The sequence below is a fragment of the Acinetobacter junii CIP 64.5 genome (assembly GCF_000368765.1).
GTDB lineage: Bacteria > Pseudomonadota > Gammaproteobacteria > Pseudomonadales > Moraxellaceae > Acinetobacter > Acinetobacter junii.
Genome location: NZ_KB849659.1, coordinates 135,709 through 159,739 on the forward strand (window position 1 = coordinate 135,709; position 24,031 = coordinate 159,739).

Sequence of the window (24,031 nt, forward strand, 5' to 3'; positions counted from 1 at the left end):
AAAGATCAATAAAAATAAAAATATATTTTTATTGGATCTTTAAAACTGACAAAAAAGGTACGCTTTTCACTTTTTTTGTTAGATAAATAATATATTTGTATAAGATGAATGATTGATCCATAATACTCAACACAGCAAGATGATTCGTTTTAGAATGAATGAGTTGCTTACCAAATTTGCGAACCCTCTGGATGTGATGATACACATCCTTTTTATGCTCAGTTATCCCTATATAACTGAGCTTTTTTTTATCTGCTATTCATGTAATTAAGCGCGAATCACTTCACCTGTTAACGCATTTAGAATACGACTTGGTTCTTGGCTCAAGCCTAATTTACCATCTAGATAATGCAGAGATGAACCAAAATAATCTTGTGCTTCTTCTAAACTTTTTGCTGGAGTTAAGCCTGCGGGATTTGCGCTTGTCGATACGATAAATCCACCAAATGAATCACATAGCTCTACGCACAAAGGATGTGTTGTTACACGAACAGCAACCAAAGGGTGTTGTCCTTTAATCCAAGTCGGGATATGTTGGTCGGCTGGAAGTAGCCATGTTGTGGCACGTTCGGTCTCTTGACGATTTGACCAACTGGCAATCACTTGGTTGCGGAGGTTGGATTCTAGGTTCTGTAGTAGATGTTCTACTTGTTCTAGATGCCCAGCTAATAAAATCACGCCTTTTTCAACTGGACGATGTTTTAACTCAAGAATGTCTTGAAATGCTTGTTGATTAAAAGGATCACAGCCCAAACCCCAAACGGCTTCTGTTGGATAGGCGAGGACTTGTCCTTGTTTTAGACAATCAGCGGCTTCGGCAATCGAGTTTGTAATCATGTCTAGGAGGGTACTAACAGAAAAGATTGGCTATAGTTTAATGGATTGGACGACAACGTAAATAGCGACCACCTTGTTGTATGCACAAACCTAGTAACTCTAATTCCATTAATTGAGATGTGATTTCAGAGATCGGTGCTGGATAGCGTTGGCTGAGTAAATCTAAATCCTGTCCAATCCAATCTAAATTCTGATACAAGCTAATCAAATGTGGTGGAAGTGTTGAGTGCTGTTCTACAGCATCTTTAGTGTGTTGTTGGGTCTGCCAATGTGTAGGTAATGCTAAATCTTCAATAATCTGTTCAGGATGATCGACCAAAACAGCCCCTTCACGAATAAGTTGATGACAGCCTTGATGGTATTCACTGTAAATATGACCAGGGATAGCAAATACCATTTTACCTTGATTGGCTGCTTCATTCGCCGTAATCAAAGATCCACTTTTTAGTGCTGCTTCAACCACTAAGACACCTAAACTTAAGCCACTAACAATCCGATTTCGTCGTGGAAAATGTTGTTGTAATGGGAGTGTCGTAGGAAGAAACTCTGTGATGATGGCACCTGATTGAGCAATTTGTTGTGCCAATGGTTTATTTTGAGTGGGATAAACGGTATCTAACCCAGTACCTGTGACAGCGATACTTCGATGATGTGCTAAGCCACCGCGATGAGCAGCTTCATCAATCCCATGTGCAAGACCACTGGTAATATAAAATCCTTTCTCACTAAGGTAATAAGCAAAATCATAAGCCACTTGGCGACCATGTGGACTAGGTTTGCGGCTCCCCACCAATGCAATTTGCGGTTGCAGTAAAGCCTGAAGATGACCTTGACCAAATAATATGGGGGGATGATCTGCATAAGGCATGAGTTGTTTGGGATAGTCAATATCGTGTGGCGTCACGATAAAGTCACAGTGCTTCAAAATCAGTTGAACTATCTGTTCAAATTGTTTTTGACCTTGTGTACTTTGAAATTCTTCTAAGCGTTTTAGATGGTTTGCATGTAAACCGAGTTGATACCACTCAGAGAATCGGTGGCTTTGTGTTGCTTGTTCACAACTCCCAAAATGTTTCAGAATTTTGTGAAAGCTGGATAGGGAGTGTTGAACCAAATACCACACCAACACGGTATGGTAGTGGTGGGGTGATAATTGATTCAACATAGTTTGTTCTTAGTCATCCAAGCGTGGTGGTTGGATGTTTGAACCGACCTTGATTGGTAGTTCACTTTCTAAAACGTAGGCATAGCTGATACGATCAAAACTCTTGAAGATCATCAAGCTACCCACATATTGTCCAGGTAATTTAACTTTCTCTTTAGTTTTTGGATCTTGTACGATCTCACCCTCTTGGTAAGTGCTAAAGACTTGACCAATTTCAACGCCATCAGCAGTACCACGATCAACAGTGACAACACCATTTTTAGCGGCTGTACCAATCGATCCAAATACACGAATCACTTTACCGCCATCGCGGACTTGTTTTGCATCGATAGGATAGAACAAGGTTGGCAACATTGCCTCTTGTTCAAGCATCACGCGATCACCACGACGAACTTCGCCGTTATAACTATCAGTCAGTTCAACCGTAGTAATGTCGTTTTCATTGCGCACAGCAACACCAGATGCGACTTGAAGTAATTCAACACCTAGGTTTTGTTTTTTGCCTTGCTCATCGACCACGATGTAAGGTTCGCCTTCACGGTAAACGCCATAACGCTGACCATTTTCTAGACCTTGACCACGGACGTAAACACTTTGTCCTTTGCCTGCAAGCACGCGATTGTCAGCTGTGCCTAAGATATAAGGGGTATTCGCAATCGCATCCGCTGGTAATACTGAACTACGTTCTAACCATTGTTGAATATGAGCCAATGGAATAACTGGCACACTATTGTTCAATGCTTCGATACGTACTTGCGGACGTAAAGTTGTTCCACCACCTGTATAACGACGAATAATACCGTCACAGCCGTCACCTTCATCTTTACCGATTAACGGTTTGCCATTCAAACTACAGAGTAGTAAGCGGTCACCTGGATAAATCCAGTGAGGATTCTTAACGTGTTTATTGCTTGCCCAAATTTCTGGCCAGCGCCATGGTTTACTTAAAAACTTGCCTGAGATATCCCAAAGGGTATCGCCTTTTTTCACTACATAGACATGTGGTGCTCCAGCTTTAACAGAGGGTGGGCTAACATTAGGGCTTGCTGCATGCGTTATATTTACCGTCATGCCTAATCCTGCACAGATGGCAACAGCAATCAGTTGTTTTTTTAACCCCAAGGCATGAAATGAGTGTATGCCGTTTAAAACCTTTTTCATTATCATAATTCCTAAAAATTATGTGTGTAGTTGCGCTATAATAACGACTTTACACACAATTTTTTGATCAAGCATTCCCTTCAGTTGGTTTTCTGATCAATGGCATAAATGAGGAACAGTATGGCCTTATTACCTATTTTAAGTTTTCCTGATCCCCGTCTTCGTACCATTGCCAAGCCAGTCGAAGAAGTCACTGATGATATTCGTCAGCTTGCAGCAGATATGTTAGAAACCATGTACGAGGCACCGGGTATAGGTTTAGCGGCAACTCAGGTTGATCATCATATTCAGCTTATTGTCATGGACCTTTCTGAAGAGAAAAATCAACCGATGGTGTTCATTAACCCCAAAGTCACTCCACTGACTCAAGAGACTCAGCCGTACGAAGAAGGCTGTCTCTCTGTGCCTCAAATATACGACAAAGTTGAGCGTCCGTCACGTGTAAAAATTGAAGCAATTAACCTTGATGGTCAAGCATTTGAGTTAGAAGCTGACGAACTTCTCGCAGTTTGTATCCAACATGAAATGGATCACTTAAATGGCAAACTTTTTGTTGATTATTTATCGCCATTAAAACGTCAGCGTGCACGTGAAAAGGTTGAGAAAGTAGTACGCCAGCGTGAAAAAGAGAAAGTTGCCGTGAAGCGCTAAGCTCATCGTTGGTTTTTCGTGATGCCATTATTGTTTCGCAGCGGTTTATTATTCGCATTTACCGCAGTCTGTTTGCAGATTGCGGTGTTTTTGCAGCCTCTACTGCCGAAGCAATATCAAATCGCACCAGTCTGTGAAACGATTACCAAAGCTTTACTGTTACCTCAGGTACAAGCTGAGCAAAGTCAATCACAGCATCATGCTCATCATCATTCACATCAACTCGAACAAGCACCCGCATCTGCATCTTCGCACGATCATCACGATCCCAATCATCAATGTCAGTACTGTACGGTATATGCCAATTTAGTATTGCCGCCTGATGTGGGTGTCAAAGAAATTTTAGTTCGTGTTCAAGTACGTTTAGTCGCATTTCAGCAAACATTTCATCATGTTTATTTTGCGCTACAACGACTTTTTCTATTGCCACAAGGGCGAGCCCCACCTGTTTTCGCATAAATCAAAGCACTTTTTCTTAGGGTTTGTATGAACTCTAAGCCCGTTTTATTTATGTTTTAAGAGAAGACATCTCATGGCACAGCCTAAATTTTTATTACAACCCTTAACGGTTGCGATTCTTGCTGCCTCAAATTCGAGCTTACTTTGGGCAAATTCTGAAGATTTATCGACTCAGCAACGTGTTGAAGCAAAGCTTGCACCTATTGTTGTGACTGCTCAACAACCGAACCAGAATAATGGTTTAGTCATTGAAGTTGATCCTAAACAACCCATACAACCTGTACCAGCAACTGATGGTGCTGATTATTTGCAAAGCATCTTAGGCTTTAGCGCCATCAAAAATGGCGGAACGAATGGTGATGTTACATTTAGAGGAATGTTTGGTTCTCGGATAAAAATGCTGGTGGATGGCAGTGAGAGTTTAGGTGCTTGTCCACAACGAATGGATGCTCCGACTTCATATATTCAGCCTGAAAGTTTTGACAAAATTACGGTAGTGAAAGGTCCACAAACTGTTCAATACGCAACGCCTGGCTCTGCAGCAACGGTGATTTTTGAGCGCCAACCAGAGAACTTGAGCAAAGATCAGCCTTATCGTGGACAAGCGAGCGTCTTGATTGGTTCATATGGGAGACTCGATCATAATGTAGAGGCTGCGATTGGGGATGAGAGCAAATATGCGCGATTAAATGCTAATCGTTCTGTCTCAAATGATTATCAAGATGGTGATGGTCAGACGGTTCATTCAAATTGGGAGCGCTGGAATGCCGATCTTGCCTTAGGCTGGAAGCCTTCAGAAGATTCTTGGCTAGAGTTTCGTGCGGGTAAAGCAGATGGCGAAGCGGCATATGCAGGTCGTACTATGGATGGTTCGCAATTTAAACGCGAAAGTTTAGCTTTGCATGCGGAACAAAAGAATATCAGTGAGGTGATTAAGAAGCTTCAAGCACAGATTGATTACAGTTATAACTATCATGTGATGGATAATTTTAGTCTACGCACACCTCCGATGACCACGATGAAAATGCACGGTATGGAGATGACTGTACCGAACAAAATGTCGATGCGTGTTGATCGTCGTACCTTAAATACACGTCTAGCAGTAACAACCGATTGGGACAAATTTAGCGTGATTTCGGGTGTAGACACGCAACAGAATAAGCATGGTGGCGATATGGTGATGTATGCCATGCCGAAGATGAACATGCCTTATGCGGAAGACTTGAAGTTTCAATCTTATGGTGCATTTAGTGAGTGGACTTATGCGATTGATCAAGATCAAAAAGTTGTAGCAGGAGCGCGTGTCGATCAAGTCAAAATAGACAATCTGCAAAATGCTAAAAATCGTAAAGATACTGTACCAAGTGGTTTTGTGCGCTTGGAAAAGAGTCTTCCAGGACATGGTTTAAAGACTTATCTAGGTTTGGGATATGTGGAACGCACACCTGACTTTTGGGAGTTGTATAGCACCACGACAGATCATGGTGTAGGTTCCACAGATATGATGGGTAAAACCACATATAAAATGGTGGATAATCTAGACAATCTGAACAATGAACGCACAGCACAATTGGATCTCGGTTTGCAAGCAGAGCATGGTGCATGGAGTACTTGGGCATCAGTTTATGCTGGATTAATCAAAGATTTCATCCTACTTGAATACAATACACCAGATAAAAGAAAACCACTTGCGCGTAATGTTGATGCCACAATTGCTGGGGCAGAGGCTGGGGTAGGTTATCAATTTAATGATCATTTCCAAGCAGATATTTCAGCAATGTATGCGTGGGGTGAAAATAGGTCAGATGATCGTGCTTTGCCACAGATAGCACCTTTTGAAGCGCGTATGAATCTTCGTTATGTGGATGAAAAATATAGTCTAGGATTGCTATGGCGTGCCGTTGCAAAACAGGACCGTATCAGTCTCAATGAAGGGAATGTGGTTGGTTATGATATGAATGAAAGTAAAGCGTTTAATACCTTGGCGATCAATGGAACATATCAATTGACCGATACTGTCGATGTTTCGGTAGGCGTTGATAATCTTTTAGATAAGGTTTACACCGAGCATTTAAATAAAGCAGGCGCTTCGATGTTTGGTTATGCAGCCAATGAGCAATTCAATAATATTGGACGTAATTATTGGATGCGTATGAGTATGAAGTTCTAAGGAATAAAAAAACAAGGTGGGAATTCCACCTTGTTTTATTTTGTAATTAAGCCAAGCAATCTTGTTTTGGCATCAAACTATCGCAATACAAAGGATTTAAAGCACACTGTAGGTCATCAATTTGTTCTTGGGTCACATAGCCTTTAGCTTTGAGATATTCTGCAACGCGATCATCTCTTAAACTTAAGAATGCTGCATCGTAAACCCCTAAATCTACAAATAAAGCAGCAGTTTCTAAGCTATTAAAATGATCTAAAAATACGTCATTTTCATACATCAGGAATACATGGTCTAAGTCTGCATTCGCATCGACTTTGAGTCGTTGTGCAAGCTCTAAAGGACGTGTTTTGATAAACAGTAAATCGGTCAATTCATCAAATTGTGATTTATCGAGTTGATGTGTGCCTGTTTTAACGTGCCCTAACCATGCTTTAAAGACGAGAACTGCACCTCCACGAAGTAGCATGCTCCACATTTGATGGCGTGTATCGTGATCTAAATGTGCAGATTCATTTTCCAAGGCTTTAACTAGATTCTCTTCTTGCTGAGCTAATTTATCAAAAAGCCCTAAACCTTGTGGATGATATGCAGCTGGTGCAAAAACATCAAAATTCAGTTCGTGAAACACTTTTAGCGCTAGAGGAACAGCAGCTTGATACAGTGTGTTTAATGCACGAGTGTGTAATTCACTGAGCTTGCTTTGTTCGAAAATTTGTTGCCAGTCAAGTTCTGGAAGTAGCGCATTCGCACTATATTGGCGATAAAATTGTAATGCGGTATGCTCTGAAGTGGCTGTATTGCTATTCATGATCAATGTCCTTTTTGGCGAGAGTAAGAAACCAAAGGATTGATGCATTGGTTTCTTGCAATTTGATCAATTTATGCGTGATTTAAAAAGCAAGTAGAATACGACTAAAGTTGTAGATATGGGTTTTTATGTTATAAAAATAATTAAAATCAATGATATATGTAATTGTAAGTAAGTGTACAAACGTTCACTAATGTAAGTGGTTTATTTTGCCATAGTCAACTACTGTTTGAGCATTTTGGTCAATTTTTTAGCAACCAAAATGCTTTTTGTTGATCACTTCTGCCTATATCTAAAAATATTATGCTAGTCACTGATCATTAATGGGCGTTTGACCCTTCTAACTTAATTTTTGTGCATCGGCATAATTTTTAACCCCGAAAGCCACGAACGCAGACCTGCTGGTTTTAGTGGTTTTTTCAGTAAGACGATATTCTGTTGTTTAAGTTTTTGCGGTAACTCTGGGTCAGAATCTGCAGTGATGAGTGCAACAGGAATGTGGGCAGGGCGATGCTGTTTGATAAAATCGAGTCCACGTTGATCATGATTTAAATGTTGATCAATCAGCCAAACCTGAATATCTTCATGTTGGATCAGCTCTAATGCTTCTGCTGGTTCAGTGGCAGTAAAGATTTGATAACCCCATTTGCTGAGTAAAGTCCGCATACCTTCCAAAATCGTTTCATCATTATCCAAGCATAAAACTTTATAAGCCGTATGTTGTAAGGCGGTCATTTGTGGTGAGGTGACTTGGATTTTTGGAGCTTCTGCTAGAGGTACTTCAATCATAAAACAAGAACCTTTACCCAACTCAGAATAAACTTGAACAGGGAAATCTAGTAAGCTCGTCATACGTTGCACAATCGCCAGACCTAAACCAAGTCCTTGTTCACCCCATGGTGAAGTATGTCCACAACGTTCAAATTCTTGGAAAAGTTTTACGCGTTGTTGTTCATTGATACCAGGTCCTGTATCCCACACACCGATTCGAATATGATTCGGACGTTGAGCTGAACGTAGCACACCTACTACAACACGACCTTGAGCAGTATAACGTAATGCATTGCTGACAAAATTTTGGATTATTCGTCGCATCCATTGTGGATCAGTGTCTACCCAAAACTTAGTGTCATGCACTTTGAGTTGAATATTGCGTTGAGCTGCGATGGATTTAAATTGCAATTCGAGATCACTCAACAAATCATGTAATGAATATGCTTGGCGCTTCGGTTGAATTGTTCCACCTTCGAGGCGAGCAATATCTAAAAGTGCGGATAACATACTCTCTGCACCATAGAGCGCACGGTCTAGCTGTTGTAGGGTGAGTTGATCATCTGGATTATCAATACTTTGCTCAAGTGCAGTACTAAACAGTCGTGCCGCATGCATCGGTTGCAATAAGTCATGGCTTGCGGCAGCCAAGAATCGACTTTTGGATTGATTGGCTTTATCGGCTTGTTCAAGTGCTAATTGCTGTTCTGTCAATGCATCGGCAAGCTGTCGGGTACGATCACGGACTCTTTCTTCTAAAACAGCTTCATTTTCACGGAATGCCGTAATATCTGCGAACGTCGTGACAAAACCACCACCTTCGATTGGATTACCACGCATTTGAATCACAAGACCATCTTTACGAATCCGTTCAAATTCATGAGCACTTCCAACTTTCATCCAATGAATACGTTTACGAACATGTTCCTCAACTGGTCCTGGACCACATTCACCACGTTCGGCGTTATAGCGTATAAGATCAGCAATTGGACAGCCGACATAAACTAAATCTTTAGGGTAATCAAACAGTTTTAGATATTGATTGTTCCATGCAACTAAACACATATTTTTATCGACCACACTCACCCCTTGAGTCATGTGATCAATCATGGTCATCAGTAAGTTTTGGTTGAAACGCTGCCATTGTGAGGCTTGGTCTAAGATATTGGCGACTTGACCTAAAGCTAAACCGTTATTGATCAAAGCAGTGGTCAATAATGTTCGTGCCGATGCTGCACCAATGATCCCCGCTAAATATTGTTCAGTAAAACGCCACCACATCCCATTTGCGACATGGTTTTCATTTAAAACCACATGATTTTGTTCACAAAATTGCTGGAATGCTTGGATTGTCGGTTTTTCACCTGTAATTCTTTTCGCGAGAGCGAGTAGGTCACCGACTTTTAATCGTGCGGCATTTTGATGTAAATCACTGAGATCTGTTGAAGTCTGTGCTGAAGGTAGAGGTTTGCTTTCGTAATAAAAGAAACTTTCAGCCTGAATTTGTTCAGCAATACTTGGGCGGTACAAGCGTGAAACCCAAATATACATGGCGATATTTAGTCCTAAAGACCATAAAACACCATGTGTTAATGGAACAAAAGATTCAAAACCTAATAATGCTTCTGGGCGTAAGCTATTAATATCAAAAGGACCAAACAGCAATAAATGTTGAGCAAAATTTTGATAATGCTCAGGAAGACTACGTAAAACTGTTGGGAATAACAGTGTATAGCTCCACATCACAAAGCCAACAATCAGTCCCGCGTATACTCCTTGACGACTAGCTCCTCGCCAGTACAAACCACCAATCAAAGCAGGTGAAAATTGTGCGACTGCACTAAAAGCTAGTAAGCCAAAAACTGATAGTTGGTTGATATCATTGAAAAAATGGAAAAACAAAAAGCCGAGCAGCATGACACCAACGATACTAATCCGACGAGTTAATTTCAAAACACGTGGCAGTTGTTGATCTTGACGAGAAATGATCTTAAATCGCCAAAGTGCAGGCATGATCAAATCATTGCTGAGCATGATTGACAGTGCCACTGATGCAACCAGTAACATTCCTGTAGATGCTGAAAATCCGCCTAGAAATGCCAGTAATGTAAGCCATTCTTGTTGATAACTGAGAGGTAGTGCGAGTACCGCAATATCAGGTGTGCCCAATGATTCAGGCAATGAGTGTAATGCCCAACTTGCGATAGGAATAATCGCGATGATGGTCAAAATCAAATACGCTGCAAACCAACGTCGAGCACCACGGATATGTTTTTCATCGCGTAACTCAACCACTGCAACGTGGAACTGACGAGGCAGACAAATCATGGCTAAACCAGCCAGTAGCGTTTGCACCCAAAAGGTTTCTGGAACGCCAACTTGTTGTAAGTCATGAAAATGTTGACTGACATCGTTGCTGACTTGTTTAATATTTTCAGGCGATTGCAATAAGAAAAATCCTGCAACACAGAGGAGGGCGAATAATTTCACAAAGGATTCAAAGGCAACCGCCAGCATCAAACCGCCATGTTGTTCCGTGTGTGCAATATGTCGTGTTCCGAAAATCATTGCCAAAATAGCCAAAAGGGCAGTTAGCATTAACACACTGTTTGTTGTCGTAGTGACGTGTGCATTTTGTTCTAGAATGACCGATGCACTGAGTGCAATAGCGCGTAATTGCAATGCCAAATAAGGAACAATAGCAATGACTGCTAAAATCGTGACGAGTGCAGCCAAACTTCCACTTTTACCGTAACGAGCAGCAACAAAATCGGCAATAGATGAAATGGCATGGTATTGGCGAATACGTCCCAACCGTTTCCAAATATCGTAGCCAAACCAAATAAATAGCAAAGGACCCAGATAAATCGGGAGGAAAATAACACCTTCTCGAACAGCAGCGCCTGTAGCACCATAAAACGTCCAAGATGAACAATACACGCCGAGCGTTAGGCTAAACAACAGCATACGACCACGTGGACTCAAGCGGCTAGCGTGTTTTTCACCGAAGAAAGCACAGCCGAAAAGTAGCACGATATAGAGGGCGAGTACCCCGATAATAAGCCAACTGTTCATATTGCCCACGTGTTCAAATTCCATTTTTTATCATACCCGATGCTTCGCTTGCATGATGAGTTGAGATGTGCATTTAGAGACCAAAGTCTAAGTTACGAGTCAAGCATAATCTTGTTAACTTTAATTATGAAAAATCCCATTTGAAAAGGGGTCCATGGTTGGACACAAAAATAAGGAGTCGGTTATGGATGATTCACAGGTAGAACGAATTCTACGTAATCCAAAGTTTCAAGAGATGGTGAGCAAGAAGCGTACTTTAAGTTGGACATTAACAGCAATCATGTTGTTTATCTACGTCGGCTTTATGCTTTTAGTTGGCTACAACAAAGAATTTCTAGCAAGTTCATTTAGCGGTGGTGTAACAACATGGGGGATGCCTCTTGGTTTGGGCATTATCGTGTTGTCCTTTTTGTTATGTGGTGTGTATTCATATATCGCCAACAATAAATTAGACCGTTTAAATGAAGAGGCTCTCAAGGAAGTTGAGGCGATCACACATGAAAAAGGAATGCACTGAGATGAAAGGGACGTCAATAAAAGCGAAACTCTTCGCTCTCACAAGCTTGGTGAGTTCTGGAATCGCCTACGCTGGACCAGACCTTGGAGCAGCAGAGCAGCAAGCAACCAACTGGCACGCGATCATTATGTTTATGATCTTCGTGGGTTTTACGCTGTTTATTACTAAATGGGCAGCAAAACAGACAACAAATGCTAGTGATTTCTATACGGCAGGCGGTGGTATCAGCGGTTTCCAAAATGGTTTGGCGATTGCGGGTGACTATATGTCGGCAGCATCGTTCTTGGGTATTTCCGCACTTGTTTTTAGTTCAGGTTTTGATGGCTTACTCTACTCACTTGGTTTCATGGTGGGTTGGCCAATTGTATTATTCTTAGTTGCAGAGCGTTTACGTAACTTGGGTAAATACAATTTATCTGACGTGGTTTCTTTCCGCTTAGATGAGAAGCCAGTCCGTACCTTAGCAGCATTTAGTTCATTGGTTGTTGTTGCATTCTATTTGATTGCTCAAATGGTGGGTGCAGGTCAGTTAATCAAATTATTGTTTGGTCTGAACTATAACATCGCTGTTGTGATCGTTGGCTTACTGATGATGGCATACGTAATCTTCGGTGGTATGTTGGCGACCACTTGGGTACAAATCATCAAAGCGGTGATGTTACTCAGTGGTGCGACTTTCATGGCATTTATGGTAATGAAAGCCGTTGGATTTAGTTTCACGAATATGTTTAACCAAGCGATTGGTGTTTATAGCCAAGCGCATGGTATGAGCTGGGAAGAAGCTGCAAAAATCATGGGGCCAGGCAAACTCGCTGCAAACCCAATTGATGCACTGTCATTAGGCCTTGCTTTGATGTTTGGTACTGCTGGTTTACCACATATCTTAATGCGTTTCTTCACAGTTAAAGATGCAAAAGAAGCACGTAAATCTGTAGTTGTAGCAACTGGTTTTATTGGTTACTTCTATCTTTTAACTTTCATCATTGGTTTCGGTGCAATCTTGTTTGTTGCAAACAACCCTCAATTCCTTGATGTTGCAAAAGCTGCTATGACAGGAAAATTAGAGTTGGTCGGCGGTAACAACATGGCTGCGGTTCACCTTAGTGATGCTGTGGGTGGTGACCTATTCATGGGCTTCATCTCAGCAGTGGCTTTCGCAACAATCTTGGCGGTTGTTGCTGGTTTGACACTCTCAGGTGCTTCTGCAATTTCTCATGACCTTTATGCAAACGTATTCAAAAAAGGTAAAACGACTCCACAATCAGAATTGCGTATGTCTAAAATTGCAACTTTAGGCTTAGCAATCTTTGCAATGATCTTGGGGATTTTGTTCGAGAAACAAAACGTTGCCTTCATGGTTGGTTTAGCATTCTCTGTAGCATGTTGTGCAAACTTCCCAGTCCTTGTTTTATCAATGTTCTGGAAAGGCTTAACGACTCGTGGTGCGGTTATCGGTGGTGTTGTTGGTTTAGTTGGTGCAGTGACTCTGATTATCTTATCAAAAGCAGTTTGGGTAGATACGCTTGCGATCTCAGAAACAGCACCAAACCCATTTAATGGTCCTGCATTATTTGCTATGCCACTATCGTTCTTATGCTGCTGGTTCTTCTCTGTAACAGACAAGTCAGCACGCGCTCAAAAAGAACGCAAAGCATTCGACGCACAGTTTGTTCGCTCACAAACAGGTATTGGAATCTCAGGTGCATCTGATCACTAAGTAGATTCTACGCTTTATTAAAAAGCCCTCATCATTGAGGGCTTTTTAATTGCTAATGCATACTGGCCAGTTGTTGTGCTTGATTGCGATAAAGAGACAAGCCAAGTTTTTGCAGATGGCGTCCATTAAGTTCAAGAAACTGATTCAATCGTGGAAAATGTTTAGCACCTGAGTAAAGTGCCAAGTTTCGGCCAATCAAATAATAGGCAAACCAAGAGGCTGACTGAGGGGTTAAGCCCAACAATTTCATCTTCTTACGTCCTATAAAGAACTGAGTCAGTTCTAAGTGTTGTTTATATGCCAATTTTTGTTGAAAAGAGCGTAAATAACGATATTTTCGTTCAAAAGGTTCTTTGGAAAGACTTGAGCCAAGTGAAATACTACTTGCATCCGATTTTGGATGCGCGAATTGCATCCAGTAGATGAGTTTCCATCCTTCAGATTCCTGATCCACCAACCATTTTTCCTCAATTCCCATCAACCAACCTGCATATTTCCAAAAGTGTAAAAAGCTGTCGACTTCCTCAGCACTTGGAAAGATACCTAAGGCTCGAATTCCTAATAGCACAACCCCACTAAAGGCAATATTCGTCATGGCTTGATCATATTGATTAATTGGTAAGCCCCATGTTTCAGCATCCCATTTTTCTGATTTTTGTAGTTGATGCCGTACTAAAGAATGAATGAAACGAACATAAATTGTGGAACAAAAGCCCTTGTTATAACGTTCAAAGCCCTCTTTCTCTGTGATATCAACCCACCATTTTGTGGTTTCTGCAAGGCGCGTAGCTGCTTGTTTTTTTAATGCACCTGTGAGGATTAGCGATTGGTTAAAACCAGGATACATATAGCCCGCCATTAAAGAGAGATCTCTAAGAATCAGACCATTATTTGCTCCCAATCGATAAGTGAATTGCAGAGCTTTATCTATTTTGACTTGGTCATACCAAGTGGGTTTTCGTTCAACTAAGCTAAAAAATTGTGTCAGTTCAGGAACGTCATGAGGCAGTTTATCTAAACCTTCATATAACGCCGTCTCAAAGTATTTTCGATGAAGTTTGGGATTTTGTAATACCCATCGCATCACTTGATCCATCGGTTCATCACCTGCTTGAAGCGCTTCGTTGAGTTGTAAATATTCAGCATAGCTTGGTTGTAAATGTTGATTGGTCATATAACCCAAGATTTTGGTTTTTAAATTGGACTGCACCATAGTTTCAAATGCAGCTAAACGACTTGGCTTAGGGATGCTTAGCATTGCAAAACACCTTTGATTGTTATTTAATCAAAGCATAATATGAATATTTATTCGCATTCAATTCGCATTTTAACAGAGCCTCTTGATGAGAAAACGCCCACAACAACAACGCGCCAAAATGATCGTTGAAAGTATTTTGGAAGGTACGCAAAAATGCATTTCCGAACAGGGGATTCTGCAACTCACAACACCAAAAATTTCAGAAAAATCAGGTGTAAGCGTTGGTTCGATTTATCAATACTTTGAAAATAAAGATCAGATTGTTTCTGAACTGCTGTTAAGAAAAAGTGAAAATTTAGGACAAGCACTGAAACAGCTGGTGATGCTTCAACAACAGACTGCGATTCAAGATATCATCAGATTGAGTATTGCATTTGGTTTTGAGTCCCTAAAATCCGATGAAGGTTTTTTCATCGAAATTTTAAAAAACTGGCACGCTTATAGTGATTCAGATGCAGCGCAAGTTTTGGAACAGCATTTTTTAGAAATAGGGATGTATTTATTTGGGCGTTATTATCCGCATTGGGATTTTGAAACTTTAAAACATAAGTCCTTTGTGATTATTAACAGTACATTATTTACAATGATGCGTTATGCCAGTAAGAATACGTTTTTAATCGAAGAACAACGCTTACAACAAGAACTCACCAATATGATTATTTCTTATTTAGATGCCATATCATGAGTTCAGAAAAACAATAATTTGGACATGGAAAAAGTAATGCAAACAATAAAACAGTTTTGGAATGGATTTAGATTGTTGCCATCAGCTTGGCTCTTATTGGTGCAATTGGCTTTATTAATTTTAGCCACAATCACTTATGACGATAGTGCCTATCGTGCATTAACATGGTCATTAGGTGTTTTAGCCTTACTTATTATTGCAAAAGTCATTCGACAAACCCCAGTATTTGCATTTTGGGGACTATTCTTTGTCAGTGGTGCATTTATATTTTCTATTTTGATCTTTGTAGGTTTTGACAATCATACAATACAGATTACGGCATACAGTTTTGAAGCCTTAGCCTATTTTTATGCAGCGTATGGTTTACTAAGGTATATGTTTTCAGATCGTTATCTCACAAAAGACGAATTATTTGCGGCTGGTGCCGTATTTACTTTGATCGCTTGGGCATTCGCTTTTTTATATAGTATTTGTCAGATTATTTTGCCGAATAGTTTTCAAAATCCAAACCATCCTGAAGCCTTACAACGTTGGTTAGACCTACTCTTTTTGAGTTTTAGTTTGCAATCAGCCACAGGGTTATCTGATCTTATGCCACTCAGTCCAGCCGCTCGAGTATTAACCATGCTACAGATGTTTGGTGGTGTGATGTATTTTGCAGTGATTGTTTCGAGATTAATCGCGCTACAATATATTCCTCATGCACCGAAAAATTCACAAGATTAATCTTTAATTCTGTTACAGCATTACAACTGCGTTATTTTTCACGTTTTATATACTTTTATTTGAGTTTTTTCTTGTTTTGAACTCGCTTTTGTTCACATTAAGTGAATGTCTTATTTGACCTATAGGTCTGTCATGATCATTAAAATAATATGGGTGAATTATGTCTTCCAAGACTCCTTCGCAGTTTGCGAATGTGAATCCAAATGTGTTTTTTAGCACAGTCATTATTATCGCAATTTTCTTAGCAATTGTGATAATTGCCCCAAGCTCGTTTGAGTTTTTAACTCAACAACTGAAACAGTGGATCACTGATTCGTTTAGTTGGTTCTATGTATTATCAGTCGCCGTTTTCCTTATTCTACTGATTTACATCGCCTGTTCGGACAGTGGGAAAATCAAACTCGGACCTGATCACAGCCAGCCTGAATATAAAAATGGTTCGTGGTTTGCCATGCTATTTACGGCAGGTATGGGGATTGGTTTGATGTTTTTTGGTGTGGCTGAACCTGTCATGCACTATGTCAGTCCGCCGAGTGGTGATCCTGAAAGTGTCGCCTCAGCTCAACAAGCATTAAGAATTACCTTTTTCCATTGGGGGCTACATGCATGGGCAATTTATGCCTTGGTGGGTTTAGCTCTAGCATATTTTGCGTATCGACATAATTTGCCTTTAAAAACACGTTCAGCACTTTATCCTATTATCGGTGAACGGATTCATGGTCCTTTGGGCGATAGTATTGATACTTTTGCAACGATTGGAACTGTATTTGGTGTCGCGACTTCATTAGGTTTTGGGGTAACGCAAATTAATTCAGGTTTGCATTATTTATTTGGGATAGAACAAAGTACAAATATCCAAGTTGGACTTATTATATTTGTCAGTATTTTGGCATCTTTATCTGTTTTTCTAGGACTCGATAAAGGCGTGAAACGCCTTTCTGAATTAAATCTAATTCTCGCTTTAACCCTTCTTGCTTTTGTATTTATTGCAGGGCCGAGTATCTATCTGTTACAGACCACGATTCAAAATACAGGTTCTTACATCTCAAATTTATTTGCGATGACTTTTAATCTTTATGCCTATCAACCCAATGGTTGGATTGGAGGATGGACAATCCTTTATTGGGCATGGTGGATTTCATGGTCTCCATTCGTGGGAATGTTCATCGCACGAGTATCAAGAGGACGAACAATTCGCGAGTTTATTGTGGGTGTATTACTGATTCCTACAGGCTTTACTATTATTTGGATGGGCTTTTTAGGAAATGCGGCACTTTTTAGCATCATGCAAGAAAGCAATACCAATTTAATTCAGGCGGTACAGTTAGACTCTTCGGTTGCATTATTCGAATTTTTAAATCATCTTCCATTCTCAGGAATTTTAAGTTCTGTTGCCACGCTTTTGGTTATACTTTTTTTCGTTACCTCAGCTGATTCGGGTGCATTGGTGACGGATTATCTCACCTCAAAAACCGAAAATTCACCGACTTGGCAACGTTTGTTTTGGACTATCTTGATGGCGCTATTGGCGATTACGCTTTTACTCGTCGGTGGTCTAGCCGCATTACAGTCATCCATTATTATGAGTGCATTGCCTTTTACGATTGTGATGTTGTTGATGAGTTGGGGGCTTTTAAAAGCATTGAATTTGGATGTAACAAAAACTCGAGCTATCCAAGAGGCACGTATCACACCACGCGCAATCAACAACCCACGAAGTTGGCAGCAACGTTTAGGATTGATTATGCATTATCCACATACAGAACAAGAGGTGAAAAATTATATTGCAAATGATGTTCGCAAAGCCTTTGAAAGCATTCAACGAGAATTCAAACGTCGACATTTAGAAGTTGACATTCAAGAGACTGAACAGGGTTTGCAGCTACATGTTGACCATCAGCATGAAATTAACTTTATTTATAAAGTCGTATCACATGCAACGCTTCCACCGAGTTTTATGCTCGGTCGATCTGAGATCGATGATTCTTCATATTTCCAAGCCGAAGTGTTTTTGCGAGAGGGTGGTCAAAACTATGATGTAATGGATTGGACGCAAGAAGATTTAATTCAGGACATTATTGATCAGTATGAACGACATCTTTATTTCTTAAATATTGTACGAACGACAACTTCCTAACCCTCAAAAATAATTTCCTGAGAGACTAAAATAACGGCTTCAAAGTAATTGAAGCCGTTATTTTATTTTGAATGAATTAAATTTGAGCATTATTGAACTTTAAGAAATATTTTCTAACTCAGGATGTTGTCTAAAATACAGGCTAAATATAAAAATAGAGCTAGTTTTCTGTAGATAATTAAAACAAATTTTTAATAAAATTATTAAATTACAGTGGCTTAGGTTTGTAAAATTCGTTTTTTCTTATAATTAATAAATTTTAAATTATATAAATCAGTAAATTAGATAAGTTAAAGTTTAAAAATAAAACAACCAAATAATTAAATTTTTAAAATCACTTGCAAGCGACCTGAAATGCTGTAGAATGCACATCCATCGGCGGTGATGCGGATAAAAACTTGTTGAGAAACAAGGATTTGGCTAAAATGGTTGGATTCTTGGGTTGGTTGATAAGTTTTAAAAATATCTAAATTACCTGTTGACTTTAAAGAAATTTAGAGTAATATAGCCGACCTAGCTTGATGATGACGAATCATCGAGAAGATCATTAAGAGAATAGAAGAACAACTTGTGTGGATTTTTACTGGTTGATCGATCGAAATAATTTTCATTGATTGAATGGTAGAAATTTCTCGAAGTTTATTTGAGCGAATTTTTAGTCAGAAAATTGATGAGCCAGAATTAGCACCTTGTCTTAACTAAGGTGCAAAATGATTTTAACTGAAGAGTTTGATCATGGCTCAGATTGAACGCTGGCGGCAGGCTTAACACATGCAAGTCGAGCGGAGATGAGGTGCTTGCACCTTATCTTAGCGGCGGACGGGTGAGTAATGCTTAGGAATCTGCCTATTAGTGGGGGACAACATTCCGAAAGGAATGCTAATACCGCATACGTCCTACGGGAGAAAGCAGGGGATCTTCGGACCTTGCGCTAATAGATGAGCCTAAGTCGGATTAGCTAGTTGGTGGGGTAAAGGCCTACCAAGGCGACGATCTGTAGCGGGTCTGAGAGGATGATCCGCCACACTGGGACTGAGACACGGCCCAGACTCCTACGGGAGGCAGCAGTGGGGAATATTGGACAATGGGGGGAACCCTGATCCAGCCATGCCGCGTGTGTGAAGAAGGCCTTATGGTTGTAAAGCACTTTAAGCGAGGAGGAGGCTACTGTGGCTAATACTCTTGGATAGTGGACGTTACTCGCAGAATAAGCACCGGCTAACTCTGTGCCAGCAGCCGCGGTAATACAGAGGGTGCGAGCGTTAATCGGATTTACTGGGCGTAAAGCGTGCGTAGGCGGCTTTTTAAGTCGGATGTGAAATCCCCGAGCTTAACTTGGGAATTGCATTCGATACTGGGAAGCTAGAGTATGGGAGAGGATGGTAGAATTCCAGGTGTAGCGGTGAAATGCGTAGAGATCTGGAGGAATACCGATGGCGAAGGCAGCCATCTGGCCTAATACTGACGCTGAGGTACGAAAGCATGGGGAGCAAACAGGATTAGATACCCTGGTAGTCCATGCCGTAAACGATGTCTACTAGCCGTTGGGGCCTTTGAGGCTTTAGTGGCGCAGCTAACGCGATAAGTAGACCGCCTGGGGAGTACGGTCGCAAGACTAAAACTCAAATGAATTGACGGGGGCCCGCACAAGCGGTGGAGCATGTGGTTTAATTCGATGCAACGCGAAGAACCTTACCTGGCCTTGACATACTAGAAACTTTCCAGAGATGGATTGGTGCCTTCGGGAATCTAGATACAGGTGCTGCATGGCTGTCGTCAGCTCGTGTCGTGAGATGTTGGGTTAAGTCCCGCAACGAGCGCAACCCTTTTCCTTACTTGCCAGCATTTCGGATGGGAACTTTAAGGATACTGCCAGTGACAAACTGGAGGAAGGCGGGGACGACGTCAAGTCATCATGGCCCTTACGGCCAGGGCTACACACGTGCTACAATGGTCGGTACAAAGGGTTGCTACACAGCGATGTGATGCTAATCTCAAAAAGCCGATCGTAGTCCGGATTGGAGTCTGCAACTCGACTCCATGAAGTCGGAATCGCTAGTAATCGCGGATCAGAATGCCGCGGTGAATACGTTCCCGGGCCTTGTACACACCGCCCGTCACACCATGGGAGTTTGTTGCACCAGAAGTAGGTAGTCTAACCGCAAGGAGGACGCTTACCACGGTGTGGCCGATGACTGGGGTGAAGTCGTAACAAGGTAGCCGTAGGGGAACCTGCGGCTGGATCACCTCCTTAACGAAAGATTGGTGACCGGTAAGAATCCACAACAAGTTGTTCTTCGAAGATGTATCTGAGGGTCTGTAGCTCAGTTGGTTAGAGCACACGCTTGATAAGCGTGGGGTCACAAGTTCAAGTCTTGTCAGACCCACCACTACTGACGAAGTGATGAATAATCACAAGCTGCTAGATAAAAAGATATGTCGTTCATTATGATTAAAGCTGGGGACTTAGCTTAGTTGGTAGAGCGCCTGCTTTGCACGCAGGAGGTCAGGAGTTCGACTCTCCTAGTCTCCACCAAATTCGAGGGTAAACAAAGCAACGCTTTGTCCGAGAATTTAAGCAAACAGCTATGCTGTGCGCAGGCACACATAGAACGAAGCTTGGAGCTAAAGATTACAGAACTTAGTAAGCAAATAGCTTCTTAACTTCTGTGATTTATCACAGTTTACTACGCACCGACGAGGTGGTAGTTAATCATTAACAGATTAGAAAATTGAGTCTGAAATAAATTGTTCAAACTCGATTAAATAGGAAGATAACAAGTAATTGTTAAATTAATATTTAATCTGAGAACTAGCAAAAACACTGAATCAAGCGTTTTGGTATATGAATTTAGATTGAAGCTGTATGGTGATTAAATTCACAGACAACAAACCAGTAGCAATTAAGTTTGCAACGATAACACTCACTTGTATGTGTTAACGACTGTTTGGGGTTGTATAGTCAAGTAATTAAGTGCATGTGGTGGATGCCTTGGCAGTCAGAGGCGATGAAAGACGTGATAGCCTGCGAAAAGCTCCGGGGAGGCGGCAAATATCCTTTGATCCGGAGATTTCTGAATGGGGGAACCCACCCGCTATAAGGCGGGTATCATAAACTGAATACATAGGTTTATGAAGCGAACGAGGGGAAGTGAAACATCTCAGTACCCTTAGGAAAAGAAATCAATTGAGATTCCCTTAGTAGCGGCGAGCGAACGGGGAGCAGCCCATTAAGTTATGTGTGTTTTAGTGGAACGCTCTGGGAAGTGCGAACGTAGAGGGTGATATTCCCGTACACGAAAGGGCACACATAATGATGACGAGTAGGGCGAGGCACGTGAAACCTTGTCTGAATATGGGGGGACCATCCTCCAAGGCTAAATACTCCTGACTGACCGATAGTGAACCAGTACCGTGAGGGAAAGGCGAAAAGAACCCCTGTGAGGGGAGTGAAATAGATCCTGAAACCGCATGCATACAAGCAGTGGGAGCCGACTTGTTCGGTGACTGCGTACCTTTTGTATAATGGGTCAGCGACTTATATTCAGTAGCGAGGTTAACCGAATAGGGGAGCCGTAGAGAAATCGAGTCTTAATAGGGCGTTTAGTTGCTGGGTATAGACCCGAAACCAGGCGATCTATCCATGAGCAGGTTGAAGGTTGGGTAACACTAACTGGAGGACCGAACCCACTGTCGTTGAAAAGCCAGGGGATGACTTGTGGATAGGGGTGAAAGGCTAATCAAGCCTGGTGATAGCTGGTTCTCCCCGAAAGCTATTTAGGTAGCGCCTCGGACGAATACCATTGGGGGTAGAGCACTGTTTCGGCTAGGGGGTCATCCCGACTTACCAAACCGATGCAAACTCCGAATACCAATGAGTACTATCCGGGAGACAGACTGCGGGTGCTAACGTCCGTAGTCAAGAGGAAAACAATCCAGACCGCCAGCTAAGGCCCCCAAATCATAGTTAAGTGGGAAACGATGTGGGAAGGCATAGACAGCTAGGAGGTTGGCTTAGAAGCAGCCACCCTTTAAAGAAAGCGTAATAGCTCACTAGTCGAGTCGGCCTGCGCGGAAGATGTAACGGGGCTAAAACTATGTGCCGAAGCTGCGGATTTGACATTAGTCAAGTGGTAGGGGAGCGTTCTGTAAGCCGATGAAGGTGTATTGAGAAGTATGCTGGAGGTATCAGAAGTGCGAATGCTGACGTGAGTAACGACAAAACGGGTGAAAAACCCGTTCGCTGAAAGACCAAGGGTTCCAGTCCAACGTTAATCGGGGCTGGGTGAGTCGACCCCTAAGGCGAGGCCGAGAGGCGTAGTCGATGGGAAATTGGTTAATATTCCAATACTTCTGTGTAATGCGATGAGAGGACGGAGAAGGTTAAGTCAGCCTGGCGTTGGTTGTCCAGGTGGAAGACCGTAGGCATGCATCTTAGGCAAATCCGGGGTGCTCTATGCTGAGAGTCGATAGCAAGCTGTACTTGTACAGTGAAGTGGCTGATACCATGCTTCCAGGAAAAGTCTCTAAGCTTCAGTTACACAGGAATCGTACCCGAAACCGACACAGGTGGTCAGGTCGAGTAGACCAAAGCGCTTGAGAGAACTCTGCTGAAGGAACTAGGCAAAATGGTACCGTAACTTCGGGAGAAGGTACGCTGCTGACGGTGATGGGACTTGCTCCCTGAGCGGTTGGCAGCCGCAGAAACCAGGCCGCTGCAACTGTTTATTAAAAACATAGCACTCTGCAAACACGAAAGTGGACGTATAGGGTGTGATGCCTGCCCGGTGCTGGAAGGTTAATTGATGGGGTTAGCGTAAGCGAAGCTCTTGATCGAAGCCCCAGTAAACGGCGGCCGTAACTATAACGGTCCTAAGGTAGCGAAATTCCTTGTCGGGTAAGTTCCGACCTGCACGAATGGCATAATGATGGCGGCGCTGTCTCCAGCAGAGGCTCAGTGAAATCGAAATCGCTGTGAAGATGCAGTGTACCCGCGGCTAGACGGAAAGACCCCGTGAACCTTTACTGCAGCTTGACATTGAACTTTGACCTTACTTGTGTAGGATAGGTGGGAGGCTTTGAAGTTGGAACGCTAGTTCCAATGGAGCCGTCCTTGAAATACCACCCTGGTAATGTTGAGGTTCTAACTCTGTCCCGTAATCCGGGACGAGGACCATGTCTGGTGGGTAGTTTGACTGGGGCGGTCTCCTCCTAAAGAGTAACGGAGGAGTACGAAGGTGCGCTCAGCGTGGTCGGAAATCACGCGTAGAGTATAAAGGCAAAAGCGCGCTTAACTGCGAGACCCACAAGTCGAGCAGGTACGAAAGTAGGTCTTAGTGATCCGGTGGTTCTGTATGGAAGGGCCATCGCTCAACGGATAAAAGGTACTCTGGGGATAACAGGCTGATACCGCCCAAGAGTTCATATCGACGGCGGTGTTTGGCACCTCGATGTCGGCTCATCTCATCCTGGGGCTGAAGCAGGTCCCAAGGGTATGGCTGTTCGCCATTTAAAGAGGTACGCGAGCTGGGTTTAGAACGTCGTGAGACAGTTCGGTCCCTATCTACCGTGGGCGCTGGAAATTTGAGAGGATCTGCTCCTAGTACGAGAGGACCAGAGTGGACGAACCTCTGGTGTACCGGTTGTCACGCCAGTGGCATCGCCGGGTAGCTATGTTCGGAAGGGATAACCGCTGAAAGCATCTAAGCGGGAAGCCTACCTCAAGATAAGATTTCCCTAGGAATTTATTCCTCTAAAGAGCCGTTCGAGACTAGGACGTTGATAGGTTGGGTGTGGAAGCACGGTGACGTGTGAAGCTGACCAATACTAATTGCTCGTGAGGCTTGACTATACAACACCCAAACAGTTGTTGTATTCAAGATAAATTCAATACA

The 24,031-nt window shown here is 42.1% G+C and carries 14 protein-coding genes, 2 tRNA genes and 2 rRNA genes; 12 read left to right on the plus strand and 6 right to left on the minus strand.

Annotated elements, in window-relative coordinates:
* Positions 1-267 precede the first annotated feature (267 nt).
* The 3 genes from F948_RS15700 to F948_RS15710 are packed head-to-tail and all read right to left on the minus strand — an operon-like array spanning position 268 to position 3,163.
* Positions 268-837, minus strand: coding sequence for an L-threonylcarbamoyladenylate synthase type 1 TsaC (locus tag F948_RS15700; RefSeq protein ID WP_004967050.1), 570 nt, complete (start codon positions 835-837; stop codon positions 268-270).
* A 37-nt stretch (positions 838-874) separates the two neighbouring features.
* Positions 875-2,002 carry a DNA-processing protein DprA gene (gene dprA, locus F948_RS15705; RefSeq protein ID WP_004905514.1) on the minus strand — a complete coding sequence of 376 codons (1,128 nt, stop codon included), beginning with the start codon at positions 2,000-2,002 and terminating at the stop codon, positions 875-877.
* A 9-nt stretch (positions 2,003-2,011) separates the two neighbouring features.
* Positions 2,012-3,163, minus strand: coding sequence for a LysM peptidoglycan-binding domain-containing protein (locus F948_RS15710; RefSeq protein ID WP_004967051.1), 1,152 nt, complete (start codon positions 3,161-3,163; stop codon positions 2,012-2,014).
* Positions 3,164-3,283: 120 nt separating this feature from the next.
* On the opposite strand from F948_RS15710, the gene def reads away from it, so the two are divergent.
* The 3 genes from def to F948_RS15725 all read left to right on the plus strand — a co-directional run bounded on the left by def (position 3,284) and on the right by F948_RS15725 (position 6,443).
* Positions 3,284-3,814, plus strand: a complete 531-nt coding sequence (def, locus tag F948_RS15715) for a peptide deformylase (RefSeq protein WP_004905508.1) — start codon at positions 3,284-3,286, stop codon at positions 3,812-3,814.
* 21 nt (positions 3,815-3,835) lie between these two features.
* Entirely contained in the window at positions 3,836-4,273 is a 438-nt protein-coding gene (locus tag F948_RS15720) for a DUF2946 family protein (RefSeq protein ID WP_004967052.1), read from the plus strand.
* Between the two features lie 73 nt (positions 4,274-4,346).
* Entirely contained in the window at positions 4,347-6,443 is a 2,097-nt protein-coding gene (locus tag F948_RS15725; RefSeq protein ID WP_004967054.1) for a TonB-dependent copper receptor, read from the plus strand.
* A gap of 46 nt (positions 6,444-6,489) precedes the next feature.
* On the opposite strand, the gene F948_RS15730 is transcribed toward F948_RS15725, so the two are convergent.
* Together F948_RS15730 and F948_RS15735 are read right to left on the minus strand one after the other, a co-directional pair.
* Complete coding sequence (locus F948_RS15730; RefSeq protein WP_004956542.1) at positions 6,490-7,251, minus strand: hypothetical protein; 762 nt, start codon at positions 7,249-7,251, stop codon at positions 6,490-6,492.
* A 345-nt stretch (positions 7,252-7,596) separates the two neighbouring features.
* Positions 7,597-11,097 carry a hybrid sensor histidine kinase/response regulator gene (locus F948_RS15735; protein WP_171057544.1) on the minus strand — a complete coding sequence of 1,167 codons (3,501 nt, stop codon included), beginning with the start codon at positions 11,095-11,097 and terminating at the stop codon, positions 7,597-7,599.
* Positions 11,098-11,281: 184 nt separating this feature from the next.
* On the opposite strand from F948_RS15735, the gene F948_RS15740 reads away from it, so the two are divergent.
* Together F948_RS15740 and F948_RS15745 are read left to right on the plus strand one after the other, a co-directional pair.
* Positions 11,282-11,614: a DUF485 domain-containing protein gene (locus F948_RS15740; protein ID WP_004956538.1), complete on the plus strand. Its 333-nt coding sequence runs from the start codon at positions 11,282-11,284 to the stop codon at positions 11,612-11,614.
* Position 11,615: 1 nt separating this feature from the next.
* Entirely contained in the window at positions 11,616-13,331 is a 1,716-nt protein-coding gene (locus F948_RS15745) for a cation acetate symporter (RefSeq protein ID WP_004905491.1), read from the plus strand.
* A gap of 52 nt (positions 13,332-13,383) precedes the next feature.
* Here F948_RS15745 and F948_RS15750 read toward each other — a convergent pair whose 3' ends face one another.
* Positions 13,384-14,589 carry an oxygenase MpaB family protein gene (locus tag F948_RS15750; protein WP_004967060.1) on the minus strand — a complete coding sequence of 402 codons (1,206 nt, stop codon included), beginning with the start codon at positions 14,587-14,589 and terminating at the stop codon, positions 13,384-13,386.
* An 85-nt stretch (positions 14,590-14,674) separates the two neighbouring features.
* On the opposite strand from F948_RS15750, the gene F948_RS15755 reads away from it, so the two are divergent.
* The 7 genes from F948_RS15755 to F948_RS15785 all read left to right on the plus strand — a co-directional run bounded on the left by F948_RS15755 (position 14,675) and on the right by F948_RS15785 (position 23,988).
* Positions 14,675-15,274: a TetR/AcrR family transcriptional regulator gene (locus F948_RS15755; protein ID WP_004967061.1), complete on the plus strand. Its 600-nt coding sequence runs from the start codon at positions 14,675-14,677 to the stop codon at positions 15,272-15,274.
* Between the two features lie 36 nt (positions 15,275-15,310).
* The gene (locus F948_RS15760) at positions 15,311-16,000 is read left to right on the plus strand and encodes an ion channel (protein WP_004956532.1); all 690 of its coding nucleotides are present in this window, start codon (positions 15,311-15,313) and stop codon (positions 15,998-16,000) included.
* A gap of 160 nt (positions 16,001-16,160) precedes the next feature.
* Complete coding sequence (locus F948_RS15765) at positions 16,161-18,137, plus strand: BCCT family transporter (protein WP_004967064.1); 1,977 nt, start codon at positions 16,161-16,163, stop codon at positions 18,135-18,137.
* Between the two features lie 717 nt (positions 18,138-18,854).
* Positions 18,855-20,391: ribosomal RNA gene (locus F948_RS15770) — 16S ribosomal RNA — on the plus strand.
* Positions 20,392-20,450: 59 nt separating this feature from the next.
* Positions 20,451-20,527, plus strand: a tRNA-Ile gene (locus F948_RS15775).
* 70 nt (positions 20,528-20,597) lie between these two features.
* A tRNA-Ala gene (locus F948_RS15780) sits at positions 20,598-20,673 on the plus strand.
* A 424-nt stretch (positions 20,674-21,097) separates the two neighbouring features.
* Positions 21,098-23,988, plus strand: a 23S ribosomal RNA gene (locus F948_RS15785).
* The 16S and 23S rRNA genes sit together here with 2 tRNA genes alongside, the layout of an rRNA operon.
* The last annotated feature ends 43 nt before the right edge of the window (positions 23,989-24,031 follow it).

Excerpts from the sequence above, each read along its gene's own strand:
- F948_RS15700 (WP_004967050.1), bottom strand. The coding sequence starts at position 837 with ATGATTACAAACTCGATTGCCGAAGCCGCTGATTGTCTAAAACAAGGA.
- dprA (WP_004905514.1), bottom strand. The coding sequence starts at position 2,002 with ATGTTGAATCAATTATCACCCCACCACTACCATACCGTGTTGGTGTGG.
- F948_RS15710 (WP_004967051.1), bottom strand. The coding sequence starts at position 3,163 with ATGAAAAAGGTTTTAAACGGCATACACTCATTTCATGCCTTGGGGTTA.
- def (WP_004905508.1), top strand. The coding sequence starts at position 3,284 with ATGGCCTTATTACCTATTTTAAGTTTTCCTGATCCCCGTCTTCGTACC.
- F948_RS15720 (WP_004967052.1), top strand. The coding sequence starts at position 3,836 with ATGCCATTATTGTTTCGCAGCGGTTTATTATTCGCATTTACCGCAGTC.
- F948_RS15725 (WP_004967054.1), top strand. The coding sequence starts at position 4,347 with ATGGCACAGCCTAAATTTTTATTACAACCCTTAACGGTTGCGATTCTT.
- F948_RS15730 (WP_004956542.1), bottom strand. The coding sequence starts at position 7,251 with ATGAATAGCAATACAGCCACTTCAGAGCATACCGCATTACAATTTTAT.
- F948_RS15735 (WP_171057544.1), bottom strand. The coding sequence starts at position 11,097 with ATGAACAGTTGGCTTATTATCGGGGTACTCGCCCTCTATATCGTGCTA.
- F948_RS15740 (WP_004956538.1), top strand. The coding sequence starts at position 11,282 with ATGGATGATTCACAGGTAGAACGAATTCTACGTAATCCAAAGTTTCAA.
- F948_RS15745 (WP_004905491.1), top strand. The coding sequence starts at position 11,616 with ATGAAAGGGACGTCAATAAAAGCGAAACTCTTCGCTCTCACAAGCTTG.
- F948_RS15750 (WP_004967060.1), bottom strand. The coding sequence starts at position 14,589 with ATGCTAAGCATCCCTAAGCCAAGTCGTTTAGCTGCATTTGAAACTATG.
- F948_RS15755 (WP_004967061.1), top strand. The coding sequence starts at position 14,675 with ATGAGAAAACGCCCACAACAACAACGCGCCAAAATGATCGTTGAAAGT.
- F948_RS15760 (WP_004956532.1), top strand. The coding sequence starts at position 15,311 with ATGCAAACAATAAAACAGTTTTGGAATGGATTTAGATTGTTGCCATCA.
- F948_RS15765 (WP_004967064.1), top strand. The coding sequence starts at position 16,161 with ATGTCTTCCAAGACTCCTTCGCAGTTTGCGAATGTGAATCCAAATGTG.